15 protein-coding genes are annotated in these 16,266 nt (G+C 44.3%); 12 read left to right on the top strand and 3 right to left on the bottom strand.

Translation table 11 applies throughout. The features are described 5' to 3' along the window. Positions 1 to 59 precede the first annotated feature (59 nt). Complete coding sequence (locus VTH8203_RS00650) at positions 60 to 725, top strand: pentapeptide repeat-containing protein (RefSeq protein WP_096991893.1); 666 nt, start codon at positions 60 to 62, stop codon at positions 723 to 725. A 200-nt stretch (positions 726 to 925) separates the two neighbouring features. Here the strand turns inward: VTH8203_RS00650 and umuC are convergent, their stop codons facing one another. Beyond that, on the bottom strand, positions 926 to 2,233 hold the full coding sequence (gene umuC, locus VTH8203_RS00645; RefSeq protein WP_279627159.1) for a translesion error-prone DNA polymerase V subunit UmuC: 1,308 nt from the start codon (positions 2,231 to 2,233) through the stop codon (positions 926 to 928). Continuing rightward, positions 2,202 to 2,651 carry a translesion error-prone DNA polymerase V autoproteolytic subunit gene (gene umuD, locus VTH8203_RS00640; protein WP_007105028.1) on the bottom strand — a complete coding sequence of 150 codons (450 nt, stop codon included), beginning with the start codon at positions 2,649 to 2,651 and terminating at the stop codon, positions 2,202 to 2,204. The genes umuC and umuD overlap by 32 nt, the downstream gene beginning before the upstream one ends. Before the next feature lie 656 nt (positions 2,652 to 3,307). Between umuD and VTH8203_RS00635 the strand changes: the two genes are divergently transcribed. Then, a complete protein-coding gene (locus VTH8203_RS00635) occupies positions 3,308 to 4,213 on the top strand; it encodes a 3'-5' exonuclease (protein ID WP_096991891.1) in 906 nt (301 codons plus the stop codon). Positions 4,214 to 4,276: 63 nt separating this feature from the next. Here VTH8203_RS00635 and VTH8203_RS25335 read toward each other — a convergent pair whose 3' ends face one another. Beyond that, a complete protein-coding gene (locus tag VTH8203_RS25335) occupies positions 4,277 to 4,408 on the bottom strand; it encodes a hypothetical protein (RefSeq protein WP_262593537.1) in 132 nt (43 codons plus the stop codon). Here VTH8203_RS25335 and VTH8203_RS00630 point away from each other — a divergent pair. The 10 genes from VTH8203_RS00630 (at position 4,355) to VTH8203_RS00590 (ending at position 16,265) form a co-directional block, all read left to right on the top strand. Continuing rightward, a complete protein-coding gene (locus VTH8203_RS00630; RefSeq protein WP_244181129.1) occupies positions 4,355 to 4,600 on the top strand; it encodes a hypothetical protein in 246 nt (81 codons plus the stop codon). The genes VTH8203_RS25335 and VTH8203_RS00630 overlap by 54 nt on opposite strands. Before the next feature lie 317 nt (positions 4,601 to 4,917). Next, a complete protein-coding gene (locus tag VTH8203_RS00625) occupies positions 4,918 to 5,841 on the top strand; it encodes a WYL domain-containing protein (RefSeq protein ID WP_096991889.1) in 924 nt (307 codons plus the stop codon). A 113-nt stretch (positions 5,842 to 5,954) separates the two neighbouring features. Beyond that, entirely contained in the window at positions 5,955 to 8,399 is a 2,445-nt protein-coding gene (locus VTH8203_RS00620) for a type I restriction-modification system subunit M (RefSeq protein WP_096991888.1), read from the top strand. Continuing rightward, entirely contained in the window at positions 8,399 to 9,709 is a 1,311-nt protein-coding gene (locus VTH8203_RS00615) for a restriction endonuclease subunit S (RefSeq protein ID WP_096991887.1), read from the top strand. The genes VTH8203_RS00620 and VTH8203_RS00615 overlap by 1 nt, the downstream gene beginning before the upstream one ends. Before the next feature lie 9 nt (positions 9,710 to 9,718). After that, complete coding sequence (locus VTH8203_RS00610; RefSeq protein ID WP_096991886.1) at positions 9,719 to 10,882, top strand: DUF4268 domain-containing protein; 1,164 nt, start codon at positions 9,719 to 9,721, stop codon at positions 10,880 to 10,882. Positions 10,883 to 10,896: 14 nt separating this feature from the next. Continuing rightward, positions 10,897 to 13,914 (top strand): type I restriction endonuclease subunit R, encoded by a 3,018-nt coding sequence (locus tag VTH8203_RS00605; protein WP_096991885.1) that lies wholly within the window; start codon positions 10,897 to 10,899, stop codon positions 13,912 to 13,914. Between the two features lie 18 nt (positions 13,915 to 13,932). After that, on the top strand, positions 13,933 to 15,018 hold the full coding sequence (locus VTH8203_RS00600) for an ATP-binding protein (protein WP_096991884.1): 1,086 nt from the start codon (positions 13,933 to 13,935) through the stop codon (positions 15,016 to 15,018). Positions 15,019 to 15,040: 22 nt separating this feature from the next. Next, a complete protein-coding gene (locus VTH8203_RS00595; RefSeq protein ID WP_096991883.1) occupies positions 15,041 to 15,592 on the top strand; it encodes a MarR family transcriptional regulator in 552 nt (183 codons plus the stop codon). A 129-nt stretch (positions 15,593 to 15,721) separates the two neighbouring features. Further along, a complete protein-coding gene (locus tag VTH8203_RS24710) occupies positions 15,722 to 15,895 on the top strand; it encodes a hypothetical protein (protein ID WP_000224748.1) in 174 nt (57 codons plus the stop codon). A 1-nt stretch (position 15,896) separates the two neighbouring features. Then, entirely contained in the window at positions 15,897 to 16,265 is a 369-nt protein-coding gene (locus VTH8203_RS00590; protein ID WP_096991882.1) for a metal-dependent hydrolase, read from the top strand. The last annotated feature ends 1 nt before the right edge of the window (position 16,266 follow it).

Raw genomic sequence — 16,266 nt, 5'->3', positions numbered from 1 at the left:
GGAGACTAGTCTCTCCTGTTGTATAGTTGCTTGAAAATTTAGGCTTAACAGGAAGAGTTATGGCAAGGAACAAAAAAAATAATCGATATAGTTATGTGCAAAAGCAGGCAGAGCACACTAAATTTTACAACAAAAACTTCAATAAAACTTCGAGTTTTAGCTCCGTATTCAGCGAGTCACATTTCAAAAATACATCTCTGGTTGGTGCAAAGTTCAAATATTGCAACCTCAATAATGTGAGATTTGAAAACTGTTTTTTACAGGGAGCTCATTTTAAAAAGTGTACACATGACGGCCTTAAGTTTGAAAGATGCATATTGATTTCAACTTCCTTTGAGCGTATGCAGTTACATGGTGTCGAATTTGTTGATTGTTATATTTTAAGTACTAACACTCATGCATGTAAGCAGTTTCAAAACAGCAAGGTATATAACAGTTTTCCTGATGGTGCCCAGTATCCTTCTGATTTAATGAGTATTGTTGATGTTTTGAGAGAGAATTCTTTTATAAGAAAATCCGGGGTGCTTCATAGGAAGGGCGGCAAAGTAAATACAATTGCACTGGATTTTTTGCTTGATGAATTCGGAGTTAACTACCTAATCAATAACTTGTCTAAGCTAAACACACTAGAGTCCGATTTCTATACATTGAGTTATATTTCGGCATTCTTGCGGAGGGTTGGAAATCCTGATAGCTTAGACATTACCCGGCCCACAGCAACATAGAAAATACCTACGATAACGGACGGATACCAGTCTACGGACCGATGCGGGTTGAAAGTTGAAGTCGTTAAAACGTTAGTGGAGGTGATGCCTATGGTGTTGGATTTTATGACAGTGACAGCATTTTTTGTTCTTTGTGCCTACAAACTTTTAGTAAAGCTCCTTTCTATGTCTAGCTGTGTGGTTAATTTACATTTATTTCATTACTTCACTCGCGGTAATTGGTCCCAGCGTGTTGTGTAGGCGGGAGACAAATGCTCTCGCTTCATCGACCAATCTTTCTTCGTACCTTGTCCAGCAAAGAAAACCTTTCCGGCACCGCTTTGATTAATGGTGTCCAATACAGACATTAACTGTTGGCTATTAGAGCGGGTCGATATGTCATCGAATAGTCCTAGTTGAAACATGCCAGGATCGTAAAAGTCAGACAGCATGACGCCCGCTTTGGCATAACGAAAACCATCCTTCCAAATTCGCTTGAGTAAGTGATTGGCCAGCTCGATAAAATCCCGCGTGTCGCAACTGGGGATTAGCAATTCACCCGATGCAGAGTTGCTGTACTGCGGCTCGTTGTCCTTAAAGGGGTTGGTACGTATAAACACGGTCAGCACTTTGGCTTGCTGCTGTTCTTTGCGAAGCTTCTCAGTGGCGCGGGTTGCGTATTCGCATACGGCTTCACGTAACAATTCAAAGTGCGTTACTTTTACGCCAAATGAACGGCTACAGACAATTTGTTTCTTAGTTGGTGGGATCTCTTCAAGTTCAATGCACGACTCACCATTGAGCTCTCTGACGGTTCTCTCTAAAACCACCGAAAACTGGTCTCTGATGGCTCTAGGAGAGGCATTGGCGAGGTCTAAGGCTGTGGTGATACCCAACGCATTTAAACGCTTAGAAAGCCGTCTACCAACGCCCCAAACATCATCAACCGGGACTAATGCGAGCAATCGACGTTGCCGATCTGGATTGGTCAGGTCTACAACCCCCTGAGTGGCGGGGTATTTCTTGGCGGCATGGTTAGCCAGTTTGGCGAGTGTTTTTGTCGGTGCAATGCCTACACAGACGGTGATCCCAATCCAGTGGCCTATGCGCTCTCGCACTTGTTGTCCGAACTCGACAAGGGATAGGACAGACTCAATACCGGTTAAATCCAGAAACGCTTCGTCAATGGAGTAGACCTCTACTCGTGGTGCCATCTCCTCCAAAGTGCGCATCACTCGACTGCTCAAATCTGCGTACAGCGCGTAATTGGACGAGAATGCCAAAATGCCATGGCGCTGCATTTCAGCTTTGATCTGAAAGACGGGTACGCCCATTTTTATACCGAGTAACTTAGCTTCACGTGAGCGTGCAACCACGCAGCCGTCATTGTTAGACAGAACCACAACCGGCGTATCTTTTAAATCAGGACGAAACAGCTTCTCACAACTGGCGTAAAAGTTGTTGCAGTCCACCAAGGCAAATACTGGCATGGGATAGTCACGACTTACGGCGCATGTTTCGCACCACATTGGTGACCACACCAAATATCTCTAACTCTGTCCCTTCAGGAATATGAATGGGCTCATACACCTGGTTTCTTGGGATCAGCATGACGCACGGCCTTAGTTGAAGCTCCTTTACCGTGAGTTCACCATGGATACCAGCGATGACAATGTCACCGTGTTCTGCTTGGACAGAGCGATCAACCACCAAAATATCATCTGGGTGAATCCCGGCATCAATCATTGAATCACCTTCAACACGCACAAAGAACGTTGCAGCTGGTCGCTTGATGCACAGCTCGTTGAGGTCGAGCGTTTGCTCAACATAATCCTGCGCTGGGGAGGGAAAACCAGCAGAAACACGTTCCATGAACAATGGAATACGAAGGCGCTTGGCTTTGATGAAGGCAAGTGCGCCGCTACGGCCTATCAGCGAGACACTCATGACGAACCTCGAAAAATCATAATTAATACTGTTTGTTTATACAGTATCTAATGCTATGCTGATTTCTACAAGTAAAATTGTAGGTAAAACTGTAGTTGTTCGAGTAAGACGCTGTGTTGTCGGTGATTTCTTTTTTGTGTTGAAAAACTAGATGTGGGGGAATCGCTCGCCCTCGTCAAAGCCTGCAAGGCTTGGACAATACTGCTTCTGCCTACTGCTCTTGTTTCTGTTACTGATCCTGTTACTGCTACTGGTTAATGCATGGGTCAAGTAACCGTCAGACAAGGCTTGTTGAACCCTTTGCAAAGGGTTTAAAAACAGTTAGTAAAATTCTGCTTCGTATTGAATTTACTGGCTTAAAGCGAAGTCAGGAGCATCATTAAAATGCTCAGTCGAACTCAGTTAAAGCCTTTTTCAACCGTTTGAAAAGGGATTGGCTAAGCCATACGTAAAGGGTATCGGTAAGGGTTACCTAAAGGGTTTAGCTAAGGCTTTCTGAAAGGCTTAGCCAAAGCCTTCATACATGGGTTCAACCAATAGAAAGATTAAAAAAACGCAGAGGTATCCAAGGTGCATTTTGTACAAATGCGTTTATAAACGAACAGGGCACAATGAAATAACCCAAAGCGAACAACAGAATTGAAGAGGAACCATCAATGACAAGAGACCCTGCGCCATTTCCGCTAGAGCGCCTCGCGGATATCCCAGAAAGACCAGAAGATTTTAGATTGCTGGAGCGTATTCCATTAACGCGTGAGCCGCAGTCCTGGCCACTTGAACTTTCTCCTATGGTCGGTGATGAACAGCCAATGGTGCTGCTCGATACAGAGACAACCGGACTGTCTGCCGATGATGAGTCCATTATTGAGCTTGGTATGGTTAAGGTGCTTTACAGCCCCTCTGCTAGGCAGATTGTGTCGATTGTTGATGTGATCAGCATGTATGAAGATCCCGGCAAGCCAATCCCCGAGCTGATTACCGAGTTAACCGGTATCACTGATGAGATGGTGCAAGGCCAGCACATTGATGATTCACTGGTAGCGAGTTGGTTATCCGATGATCCGCTGGTGGTTGCACACAATGCACAGTTTGATCGTCCTTTCTTTGAAAAGCGGTTTGCTGCATTAGGCCATCTATCTTGGGCCTGTTCAGCCAGTGGCATAGATTGGAAGGCACTGGGTTTTGAAAGTCGAAAGCTTGAGTACCTGCTGCTTCGCTTAGGTTGGTTTTATGAAGGACACCGAGCTGCAACCGATTGTTTGGCGATGGCCTGGTTGTTCCATTTGTTGCCCGAGTCCGTTGCAAACTTGTTGTCTGAAGCAGACAGGCGAACTGTGTTAGTTCGTGCGTTTGGTGCGCCGTTTGACGTAAAGGACTATTTAAAAGAGCGCGGTTACCGCTGGCATGACGGCGTAAAAGGTGCCAACAAACATTGGTGGCGCGAAATCAGCGAAGACGACTTGCCGCAGGAACAAACTTACCTGGATGATTTGTACCATCGTGGCTCAGAACATGCCCACTATGACTACAAAGATGCCCGCAATCGATTTAAAGCTTTGTAGCTCTCTATAAGGTAAGCCTTGCATATTTGAAAACCTCTGGAAAATGGAAAGTGAACTCATGGTTTAACCAACAAGAGGAATCTTTCCATGTACCAAGACACCTACATTGAATACTGGGGCGAAATCTTCGTCTCTGCCCGCATCATTGAATTTGGCATCACGTTCGAGCGCTTTCTTAAAGATCCATGGAAGCACTTGATGTCCTGTGGCCAAGAGTCTGCACCGGACGCGATTGCTGAGGGGATGCTGCCATTGCTACCAGCCCAGGCAGAAGTTGCCAGGCGTGTTCGAGAGAGTGAGCAACGAGTCCTGATGTCTACAGAGACGGACAAAGGGGTATCTCATCGTGGCAACATCGTGGTGCCATTGGTTCGGGTAGCGCATTGATAGCGGCTATCAGCAATGGCATGAAACAATGTCTTCACGCCCATACCTGAGCGGCAATTGCAATCTAGATCAAAAAGTTGCCGCTTAGCCTTCTCTACAAAATAATTTGTGATAGGATGATACCTAATAAAATTAATTAGGTTGAAGCCTATTCAGTGTTTTATGGCTATCTGTCCAGCTTCAACCGGTAGAGATTGCTAAGTCATTGCGGATAAAGAGCAGCATTGAGTGACACTATTCAATGTGATTAAGCGATGTCTGACGGTACTTTATAAACAGAGTTTTAAGAATCTGGTTGAATTGGATAAACAAGACGCATGACAAATGATGGTCTGAAACAAACCGTAGTGGCGAAGCCAGATAGGCTTTCGCAGATAGCGCAGTTGCCACAAGCAACCAGGGATCGCATTGCCCACATCGATTTCACCTTATTGTTTAAGGGCGAAGCGGTACGGGCGGATTTAGTTGATCGCTTCAGTATAGCCGCCGCACAAGCAACGAAAGACTTCACCCTATACCGAGAGCTTGCGCCAAGCAACATTGAGTATGACCAAAAGCTCAAGTTGCACAAGCGTGGTGAAGCATTTGAACCCCTGTTCGACTACGACGTTGTGAGAACTCTGGCAACCATTAGCCAAGGCTACGGCGATGGCTTCACTGGAAAGGTAAAACCACCTCTGGCTTGTGAAGCGCCTTATCACCTTAACAAGCCGAGTTTATCGATAGTAGCGAAAGTCACCGAGGCCATCCACAAAGGCAAAGCCTTGAGTATCACCTATGTGTCGTTATCGAGCGGTGAAACAACGCGTGAAATTGTACCGCATACGCTGGTGGACAATGGCCTGCGTTGGCATGTTCGTGGTTTTGACCGCAAGCATGGTGAGTTCCGTGACTTTGTATTGACCCGCATTAAAGCTGCGGTTGTGCTTGAAGATTCCACTTTGTCTGAAACGGAGCTCGAAACCCAAGACCGGCAATGGAACAGATTTGTAGAGCTTGAGTTAGTGCCACACCCACGTATTGAGCACAGCGAAGCGATAGAGCTGGACTATGGCATGACGGGTGGCGTTCTAAAGGTTGAGATTAGAGCAGCAACCGCTGGCTATTTGCTACGCCAATGGCATGTGGATTGTTCTACGGAACACTCATTAATGGGCTTTGAGTATCAGCTTTGGTTGCGTAACAGCCAGGCACTTTATGGTGTCACAAACTTAAGCATTGCGCCGGGAAGAACAAGTTAATCAAACGATGTAGCGACCATTGAGACGTTACATAAAGAACAGAATTTTAAATTTATAGTGAAGCCGTTGCAGCAACCTAGTGGGATGCAACCAACACTGAACAGGAAAGTAAAATGGATCATAGTGTACATAACAAGCTCATCTCATTTATTTGGAACATTGCCGACGACTGTTTACGTGACGTGTATGTTCGCGGTAAGTACCGTGATGTGATTTTACCTATGGTGGTATTGCGACGTTTAGATACGTTACTTGAACCCACCAAAGAAGCCGTGCTTGAAGAGGTAAAGTTCCAAAAAGAAGAGATGCAAGCCACGGAGCTTGATGATGAACCGTTGAAGGCGGCCAGTGGTTATGTCTTTTACAATACATCTAAATGGACGCTGAAATCCCTGTTCAACACGGCGACTAATAATCAACAAATATTACTCGCCAACTTTGAAGAGTACCTACTTGGCTTTAGCGATAATGTTAAAGAGATCATTGAATGCTTTAACCTCAAGTCGCAAATTCGTCACATGGCCTCCAAGCAAGTCCTTCTTGATGTCGTCGAGAAGTTTGTTTCCCCTTACATAAACTTAACTCATGAAACGGTCGAAGACCCAGATGGCAACAAGATGCCAGCCCTTACTAACCTAGGTATGGGTTACGTGTTCGAAGAGTTGATCCGCAAGTTCAACGAAGAAAACAATGAAGAAGCAGGTGAACACTTTACGCCACGTGAAGTTATTGAACTGATGACGCACCTGGTGTTTGACCCAGTGAAAGACCAGTTGCCGCTTACCATGACAGTGTATGACCCTGCGTGTGGTAGCGGTGGTATGTTGACTGAATCTCAAAACTTCATTGAAGAGAAATATCCAAACGACAGCCGAGATGTTTATCTTTACGGCAAAGAGATCAACGACGAGACCTACGCGATTTGTAAATCGGACATGATGATCAAAGGTAACAACCCTGAGAACATCAAAGTAGGCTCCACCTTGTCTACCGACGAGTTTGCGGCTTCACGCTTTGACTTTATGTTGTCTAATCCGCCATATGGTAAGAGTTGGGCGTCTGAACAGAAGCACATTAAAGACGGCAGTGATGTGATTGACCCACGTTTTAAGGTTAGCCTGAAAGACTATTGGGGAAATCTCGAAGTGGTAGATGCCACGCCACGTTCAAGTGATGGCCAGCTACTCTTCTTAATGGAAATGGTCAACAAGATGAAAGATCCTAGCGTAAGCCCATTAGGCAGCCGGATTGCTTCTGTTCATAACGGCTCATCGCTCTTTACCGGTGATGCGGGCGGTGGCGAAAGTAACATTCGTCGCTTCATCATTGAAAACGACATGCTAGATGCCATCGTTCAGTTACCTAATAACCTGTTCTATAACACCGGCATTACCACTTACATTTGGGTGTTGAACAACAATAAACCCGAGGCACGTAAAGGTAAGGTGCAACTGATTGATGCCAGCTTGCTATACCGTAAGTTGCGTAAGAACTTAGGTAACAAGAACTGCGAATTTGCGCCTGAGCACATCACGGAAATCACCGATACTTACCTCGCGTGTGTGGACGTTGAAAGAGCACTTGATGCAAACAATGATCCTATCGGTATCGCCAGTAAGGTCTTTAGTAATGACGACTTTGGCTACTACAAAGTCACTATCGAGCGCCCAGATCGCCGCAGAGCCAAGTTCACTCAAGATGCAATAGCACCACTGCGTTTTGATAAGCAGCTTAGTGAAGTGATGGAGTACGTGTACGCAGAGCACGGCGAACGTGTTTACGAAAAAACTGGATATGGATCTGATCAGAAAAAGAGCTTCTTAAAATCCATCGAGAAAGACATTCTTTCTTGGTGTGAAGAGAACGACATCAGTCTCAATGCCAAGGCTAAGGCAAAACTGCTTGATGTGAAGCACTGGCTGGCGCTAAAAGCATTGCTTGAAACTGCACAAACGCTGATGGCTGATATCGGTAGCAATGAATTTGATGACTTCAATAGCTTTAAAACCCAAGTTGATAAATCGCTAAAAGCCCATGCCATTAAGCTTTCAGCACCTGAGAAAAATGCCATCCTGAACGCGGTGAGCTGGTATGACGAAACCGCCAAGAAAGTGGTTAAAAAGATCGTTAAATTAACGGGTGATAAATTAAACGACCTGCTGGAGCGCTATGAATGTGAAGTCGCTGACCTGCCAGATTTTGGTTATTACCCCGTTCCTACAGCAGAAGGCGGTAAAAAAGGCGAGTTCATCACTTACGAGACCAACTCAGACCTGCGAGACACAGAATCTGTTCCCCTACGTAAAGACGGAGAGCAGCAAAGCATTTACCAGTACTTCCTAGACGAAGTGAAGCCGCATGTCGATGAAGCATGGATAAACCTAGATACGGTAAAAATTGGCTATGAAATCAGCTTCAATAAGTATTTCTACCGTCATAAACCACTGCGTAGTTTAGATGAGGTCGCAACTGATATCATCAACCTAGAACAAAAAGCCGAAGGTCTCATTGCGCAGATATTGGGTGTGAACGTGGCAGAAGTTCAGGGAGAGGCTTAATGGAAAGTTTAGCGTTGATGCCGAGGTATGAGGCTTATAAAGATTCAGGTGTTGAATGGCTAGGGGATATTCCAAGTTCGTGGGAACTCAAGCCTGGCTTTGTTGCCTTTCGTGAAAGTAAAAGTAATAACAAAGGGATGAAAGAGAATACGGTTCTATCCCTAAGTTATGGCCATATAGTTGTTAAGCCAGAAGAAAAGCTCGTCGGTCTAGTTCCTGAATCGTTTGAAACCTATCAATTGGTAGAGCCTGACGACATCATTGTTCGTTGTACCGATCTTCAGAATGATAAGGTAAGTCTAAGAACTGGCTTGGCAAAAAATAAAGGCATTATCACAAACGCATATTTGAACTTGCGGGTAAAAAATGGCTTTGATGCTCGATTCCTTCATTACTACCTTCACGCTTTAGATACCACCAAAGTGCTCTATAAATTTGGTTCGGGCTTGCGTCAAAATTTAAGCTTTCTTGATTTTAAAAGACTGCCAATATTCGAGATCCCTGAAGATACACAAAAGCTGATAGCCAACTACCTCGAAAAGAAAACAGCACAAGTAGACGAAGCGATTGCGATCAAAGAGCAGCAAATTAGTCTGCTGAAAGAGCGTAAGCAGATCATCATCCAACAGGCGGTGACCCAAGGGCTTGATCCCAATGTGCCAATGAAAGACTCCGGTGTGGATTGGATTGGTAAGATTCCAGAGCATTGGGAAGTTAAGCGACTGAAGTATGTTTTAGAAGAGAGAAACGAACGCTCTAAAACAGGGGAGGAACCTTTGTTTATGGTCAGTCAAGTTCATGGGCTTGTTGTGAGAGCTGATTATCACGACAAGGCAGAAGTGGCTGCCAGTAATATCGATAATAAAGTCGTTTATAAGAATGATTTGGTTTTTAATAAGCTTAAAGCACACCTCGGAGTCTTCTTTAAAAGCAACATTGAATTCAAAGGATTAGTTAGTCCTGATTATGCCGTCTATAAATGTAAGGAACATATTTATGACGCCAAATACTTAGAGATATTATTCCGTCACCCTTCATATATTCAGCAATTCATTATCAGGGCGACAGGAGTTGTTGAAGGATTGATTCGCCTGTATACAGGTGATCTTTTTGATATTCCCGTGCCAGTAGCACCATCAGGTGAACAAGCTGAAATTTTGGCATATACAAAAAGTCAGTCTAGTGCATATGAGAAAGCTATCGAGATACAACAGAATCAAATCGAAATGCTCAAAGAATACAAAACCTCCCTGATCAACAGCGCCGTGACAGGAAAAATCAAGATCACCCCAGAAATGGTTGAGCAATAGGATACGATTATGTTCACGGTAAATCATCAGACCAATAGGATTAGTCCGGTTAAGACGAAGAAGTTCAGTGAGTTGGGCTTTACTGAGCGCAAGCATCTTCAGGAATGGTTGGCACACGAACCTTCCGCACTGGGTGAAGAGCTACTGATTGTTCAAAAGGAGTTCGATGGCTTTGATGATACCCGTGAACGCTTAGATTTACTGGCACTGGATAAAGATGGCAACTTGGTCATTATTGAAAACAAGCTGGACGACAGTGGCCGAGATGTAGTTTGGCAGGCGCTTAAATATGCCTCTTACTGTGCCAGTTTAACCAAAGCGCAAATAGTTGAAATTTACCAGCAGTATTTAGACCGCTATGAGCCTGTAACAGGAGAGGTTGACCTGTTAAATGCCCCTGCAAGTGCTTCGGCGAGAATATGTGAGTTTTTGGATGCGCCCGATCTGGATGAGTTAAAGCTCAACCTGGGTAACAGCCAGCGCATTATGCTAGTTGCGGCAAACTTTCGCAAAGAAGTGACCAGCACAGCGCTGTGGTTATTGGGTCAAGGAATTAGCATTGCCTGCTTCAAAATTACGCCTTATTCACTGGGTGAACAGCTACTGATTAATATTGACCAGATCATCCCAACGCCAGAAGCGAAAGAGTTGATGATCGGCATTAATGCCAAGGAAGCGGAAGAAAAAACCACCGAAGTGGTACTAAAAAACCGCCATACCGTGCGTCGCGAGTACTGGGAGCGTGCCTTAGAGGCGTTTCAGAAAAGCTCTTGCCAACTCTATAACAACATTAGCCCAAGCAAAGATCATTGGTTATCAGCAGGCTCAGGGCTAAGTGGATGTCCGTATAACCTGATATTTCTGCAAAAAGAGCTTCGAGTAGAGCTTTGGATCAGCCGTGGGGTTACTGAAGAGAATAAATACCTTTTTGATTTGTTGAGTCAGTCCAAACAAGACATTGAGCATACTTTTGGTGCAGAACTTGAGTGGATGAGGCTGGATGAGAAGAAATCTTGCCGTATTCAGTTTTCGACCAAAGCTGATGGGTTTAACAAAGAGACTTGGCCCCAAGCGGTTGCGTGGCACTTAGAGCAGATGACAAAGTTAGAAAAAGCCTTAAAAGGACCGCTGCAAAAAGCGGCTGAGGCAATGAAACAGAAGAATTTTGATTAAGGGAACTTACAATTATGGTCAGTCAAACCAATGAACAAGCATTAGAGTCGGCCATTGAGAAATGTCTGGCTGGGATCAGTACTGAAGAGCTCAAAGAGGGGCTGAGTCAGCAGTCACTGGGTGCTGGATACTTCATTGGTGCTGCTAGTGACTTTAATATGCAATATGCCATTGATGAGCGTTTTTTCTGGCAATTTCTGCAAAAGACACAAGAAGTAGAGTTGGCCAAACTGCAAAAGAACAACCCCTCAGATTGGCAGCGTAAGTTACTCGAACGATTTGACCGACTGATTAAGAAGCATGGCATTCTGCATTTACTAAAGAAAGGGCTAAGCGTAGACGATGCTCATTTCAATTTGCTCTATCCAGCCCCTTTGGCAAGCAGTAGTGAGAAGGTAAAGCAAAACTTTGCAGATAACGTGTTTAGTTGTACTCGCCAAGTGCGCTATTCCATGGCAAATCCCCTACAAGAAATCGACATGGTATTGTTTATCAACGGAATACCCTTGATAACGCTGGAGTTGAAAAACGCATGGACGGGGCAAACAGCGCGTTATCACGGCCAAAAGCAGTATCGGGATGATCGAGATGCAACTCAGCCATTGCTGACCTTTGGCCGCTGCCTAGTGCATATGGCGGTCGATACCGACGAAGTGTATATGACCACCAAGTTATCAGGTGGCAGTACCTTCTTCTTGCCGTTCAATAAAGGACACAATCTTGGACAAGGCAATCCGCCGAATCCATCTGGCCATAAAACGGCATACCTATGGCAAGAAGTATTCACCAAAGAAAGCTTGGCGAATATTATTCAGCATTTTGTGCGTCTGGATGGGTCAAGCAAAGATCCATTACCAAAGCGAACTCTGTTCTTTCCTCGATACCATCAATTGGATGTGGTGAGAAAATTAGTAGACCATGCTGCCCAGCACGGTGTCGGTCAGACTTACTTAATTCAACACTCTGCCGGTTCAGGTAAGTCTAATTCGATTACCTGGGCTGCTTATCAGTTAATTGAAACCTACCCTGCATCGTCTGATGTGGCAGGCGGAAAAAGCCTGGAGCAGCCGTTATTTGACTCTGTAATTGTGGTTACCGATAGACGCCTATTGGACAAGCAACTGCGAGATAACATTAAAGAGTTTTCTGAAGTAAAGAACATTATTGCCCCGGCGAACAAGTCTTCTGAGCTTAAGCAGGCGCTGGAGAATGGCAAAAAGATTATTATAACGACGATTCAGAAATTCCCGTTCATTATTGATGGTATCGCCGATCTTAGTGACAAGCGCTTTGCGGTGATCATCGATGAAGCACACAGCTCACAGTCTGGTTCGGCGCATGACAATATGAACCGAGCGATGGGCAAGTCTGAAATCGAAGAGGTAGAAGATGCTCAGGATAAAATCCTTCAGGCGATGAAATCGCGTAAGATGCGCGGGAATGCATCGTACCTGGCATTTACAGCGACACCAAAAAACAGCACTTTGGAGAAATTTGGCCAGCGCCAAGAAGATGGCTCTTTCAAGCCGTTTCACTTGTATTCGATGAAACAAGCCATTGAAGAAGGCTTCATCTTGGATGTGCTGGCAAATTATACGACATACAAAAGTTATTATGAGATTGAGAAATCAATCGCTGATAACCCTGAGTTTGATACCAAAAAGGCGCAGAAAAAACTCAGAGCTTATGTAGAGCGAAGCCAGCAAACGATTGATACCAAGGCAGAGATTATGCTGGAGCATTTTGTTCCACATGTCGTGAATGCGAAAAAGCTCAAGGGTAAAGGTAAAGGAATGGTGGTCACTCAAAATATTGAGACGGCCATTCGATACTACAAAGCGATAAGGCGAATACTTGAGGAGCAAGGGAACCCCTTTAAAGTTGCCATTGCTTTCTCAGGAACCAAAGAAGTTGATGGTATTGAATATACCGAAGCAGATATTAATGGTTTTGCCGAGTCAGATACCAAAGATATGTTTGATACCGATGAGTATCGACTTTTAGTGGTTGCTAACAAGTATCTGACTGGCTTTGACCAGCCTAAGCTTTGCGCCATGTATGTGGATAAGAAGCTCGCCAGTGTCTTGTGTGTACAGACATTATCTCGTCTCAATCGAAGTGCGCCTAAATGGGGTAAAAAAACTGAAGACCTGTTTGTTTTAGATTTTTTCAACTCGGTTGAAGATATTCAGTCAGCATTCGATCCTTTCTACACAGCAACGTCATTGTCCCAAGCTACAGATATAAACGTGCTGCACGAGTTGAAAGATGAAATGGACGATGTCGGTGTGTACGAATGGTATGAAGTTGAAGACTTTGTTACGCGTTATTTCAAGAATGAAGACGCCCAGACACTCAGTCCAATCATTGATGTTGCAGCAGCACGGTTTGACCATGAGCTGGAGCTTGAAGCTGAAGCTAAAGTGGACTTTAAGATTAAAGCCAAGCAGTTCGTGAAAATCTATGGGCAGATGGCGTCTATCATGCCTTATGAAATGGTCAGCTGGGAAAAACTGTTTTGGTTCCTGAAGTTTTTAATACCGAAATTGAAAGTGGAAGATCCCGATGCTGATGCTATTGATGAGCTTCTCGATTCTGTCGATCTGAGTTCATACGGTTTGCAACGTGTGAAGCTTAACCACAGCATTAAACTTAGTGACCAAGAAGCGGAGCTTGATCCTCAAAATCCGAACCCACGTGGGGCGCATGGCGGTGAAAAAGAAACTGACCCGCTGGATGAAATCATTCGCACATTTAATGAACGATGGTTCCAAGGCTGGAGTGCCACACCTGAAGAGCAAAAGGTTAAGTTCGTGAACATCGCTGAGAGTATCCGCAATCACCCAGATTTTGAATCTAAATACAAAAACAACCCAGATCCTCATAATCGAGATTTGGCCTTCGAAAAAATGCTCAAGGAAATTATGCTGCAACGCCGTAAAGATGAACTTGAGCTCTACAAGTTGTTCGCAGGAGATTCAGCATTTAAAGCCTCGTGGACGCAAAGTATGCAACGAATGGTAGGTATGTAGGTAGAAAGGAGTGATGGTTTGCTGAAGGCAGTCTCAGAGTTATTAGATGGGTCACCAGGCCTGAAAGGACGTCAAATTGCCAAGGAGCTAGGGCTGGATAAGTCCCAAGTGAACTCGTTTCTTCACAAAAACCAGGATATGTTTGTGAAAAACTCAAATCATGAATGGTGCTTGATACGGGCTCAGCATGTGGAAATTGATTTCGGTACAGGTTGGATTGATGAGAAAGCCTTTGAGAGTGCTATCGGTAAGCTTGCGTATCAAAAAGATGCAAACAAGATAACATTTAGATTCGGCATCGATTGTAAGTTTTTGCTGATAGCATTGGCCCGTTTTCTTGCTCTCGCGAATCAGCTCACTGCTATTGGGAAGGATGTGGTGATAGATACTACAGCATGTCCTAATACACACAGTTTTTTTAGCAGAAATGGCTTCTTTGATTATCTTAATCAAAGTGTAACTTGTTTCCCTGAAAGGCCCGCGATGTCAGCTGCTAAAACTTATCGGGATAATAGCGATACCTTGGTCGAACTAGGAGAGATTGCACAGCCAACCCAAAACAAAGAGCTTGTAATTCGTTTGGGCGACAGGTTTGTAGAGCATTCTTCAGCCAGCTATTTCTTAGCGGCTAAGACTGTTTTTTCAGAGCTTGTAGGCAACGTTACTGATCACAGTGAATCCAAAATACCTGGACTAGCAGGTCTGCAAGTGTATCGACCGTATAATAAACCAAAGCATATTCAAACAGTCATATCCGACTCTGGTTTAGGTATTGCCGCTACCTTGAGAACAACATTACAAAGTGAACATCCGAAGTTGTACGCACAGTTTTCAGCGGAAACTGTTGAGAATGACATTGCGCTCGTTCAAAAAGCATTTACATCTGGTGAGGTTAGTCGCTTTGGTAAAGGCCGGGGGCTAGGCTTTAAGAGTAGTCGAGAGCACGCTAGCAAAGAGAAAGTTATCATTGTAATTAGGCAGCTAACTTTCTCATTGGCTTTGGTATACTCGAAGGGTCAACTTATCAATGTTTCTGAAGATCGAGGGTTGGTCCCTATCACAGGAACCCATATCTGCTTTGACTTCTATGTTGACAATTTCTGATAAATAGTGTCAACTTAAGCAGATGAAACAGTTAACTCATAAAATTCTTCTTTCAGAAGTCGTAGGTTCTGACCATGCCTTTGGTAACGATGAAGGTAGTGAAGCCTATGTGAAGATTAAAAAGATCGTTGATGGTCACCCATCATGCGATATTTTTGCTATCAGCTTGGAAGGCATTCGATTCACTGATGCTTCATTTCCTCGTGAAAGTATAATCTCGTTGGCTAAAGCATTAAAAGGAGAAAAAGGTTTTTACCTTTTTAATGTACCGAGTCGTGACCTTCTGGACAATTGGTCTTATGGCGCTACAGCCAAGGATCAACCTCTTCTAGTCAAGAGCGATAGCGGTTACGAAGTGCTTGGTGTAAAACTCAGTGCGACTGTCAAAGAGCTTCTAGATTTTGTTATTGCAAAAAAGACAGTGACTTCGTCACATGTATCTAAGCACTTTGACATTTCAGCACAGAATGCCAGTGGTCGATTAAAGAAGCTTCATGCTACAGGTCTTGTGTTAGGGCAAAAAGAAGTGGCAGAGTCAGGTGGACTGGAATTTGTCTACCGATCAATTGTGTAGTTTTTTTTGGTTTTCTGGTTAATCTGCTTGCGTTAATCAGAATTGAAGTTTATTATTTGATCAGATCCTTTGGATCTTTTTTATTAATATCTGATAAATGTGATTAAGTTAAGCAGAATAGGAGGCTTTATGGCTACAAATCCCCCATCAGGTGACGGACACAGAAACGGTGCCGTTAAAGGTAGATCTCAGACTCAGACGCCAAGCGGACATTGGGTAAAGCGAGATGCTGATACTGGTCGATTCATGGATGTAAAGACATCTGACAAAACGCCTTTTAAAGGCGTCAGGAAGGAGAAATAGTTTGGCTAATGGTAAAACCCATTTGGTCGTCGGGGCTGCGGTTGGTTTAACCGTTGCCCTAGCGGACAACAAAAAACAAGCTGTCAGTCACCATCCTGTAACTGCCATTACGGTTGGCTCTCTATTTGGCAAGCTTCCAGATATTCTGGAACCCTCTTTGGGTAACCCTCACCATCGCCAGTTTTGCCACAGTCTATTGGTGTTAACTGCACTAGGTGTTGGTCTTAAACATTTGTATGAGTGGCAACCGGAAGAGGCAAGTGATAAGTGTCTTCGCGGGCTGGGGCTAATAGCCGGATGTGCTTATGTCAGTCACTTGCTCTGTGATGCGACAACACCGCGCTCACTTCCGTTAATTGGCAAACTATAGG

Source organism: Vibrio thalassae, from assembly GCF_900089835.1.
Lineage (GTDB): Bacteria > Pseudomonadota > Gammaproteobacteria > Enterobacterales > Vibrionaceae > Vibrio > Vibrio thalassae.
This window is presented reverse-complemented; position numbering and strand designations above follow the sequence as displayed.

Excerpts from the sequence above, each read along its gene's own strand:
- VTH8203_RS00650 (WP_096991893.1), top strand. The coding sequence starts at position 60 with ATGGCAAGGAACAAAAAAAATAATCGATATAGTTATGTGCAAAAGCAG.
- umuC (WP_279627159.1), bottom strand. The coding sequence starts at position 2,233 with ATGTGGTGCGAAACATGCGCCGTAAGTCGTGACTATCCCATGCCAGTA.
- umuD (WP_007105028.1), bottom strand. The coding sequence starts at position 2,651 with ATGAGTGTCTCGCTGATAGGCCGTAGCGGCGCACTTGCCTTCATCAAA.
- VTH8203_RS00635 (WP_096991891.1), top strand. The coding sequence starts at position 3,308 with ATGACAAGAGACCCTGCGCCATTTCCGCTAGAGCGCCTCGCGGATATC.
- VTH8203_RS00625 (WP_096991889.1), top strand. The coding sequence starts at position 4,918 with ATGACAAATGATGGTCTGAAACAAACCGTAGTGGCGAAGCCAGATAGG.
- VTH8203_RS00620 (WP_096991888.1), top strand. The coding sequence starts at position 5,955 with ATGGATCATAGTGTACATAACAAGCTCATCTCATTTATTTGGAACATT.
- VTH8203_RS00615 (WP_096991887.1), top strand. The coding sequence starts at position 8,399 with ATGGAAAGTTTAGCGTTGATGCCGAGGTATGAGGCTTATAAAGATTCA.
- VTH8203_RS00610 (WP_096991886.1), top strand. The coding sequence starts at position 9,719 with ATGTTCACGGTAAATCATCAGACCAATAGGATTAGTCCGGTTAAGACG.
- VTH8203_RS00605 (WP_096991885.1), top strand. The coding sequence starts at position 10,897 with ATGGTCAGTCAAACCAATGAACAAGCATTAGAGTCGGCCATTGAGAAA.
- VTH8203_RS00595 (WP_096991883.1), top strand. The coding sequence starts at position 15,041 with ATGAAACAGTTAACTCATAAAATTCTTCTTTCAGAAGTCGTAGGTTCT.
- VTH8203_RS24710 (WP_000224748.1), top strand. The coding sequence starts at position 15,722 with ATGGCTACAAATCCCCCATCAGGTGACGGACACAGAAACGGTGCCGTT.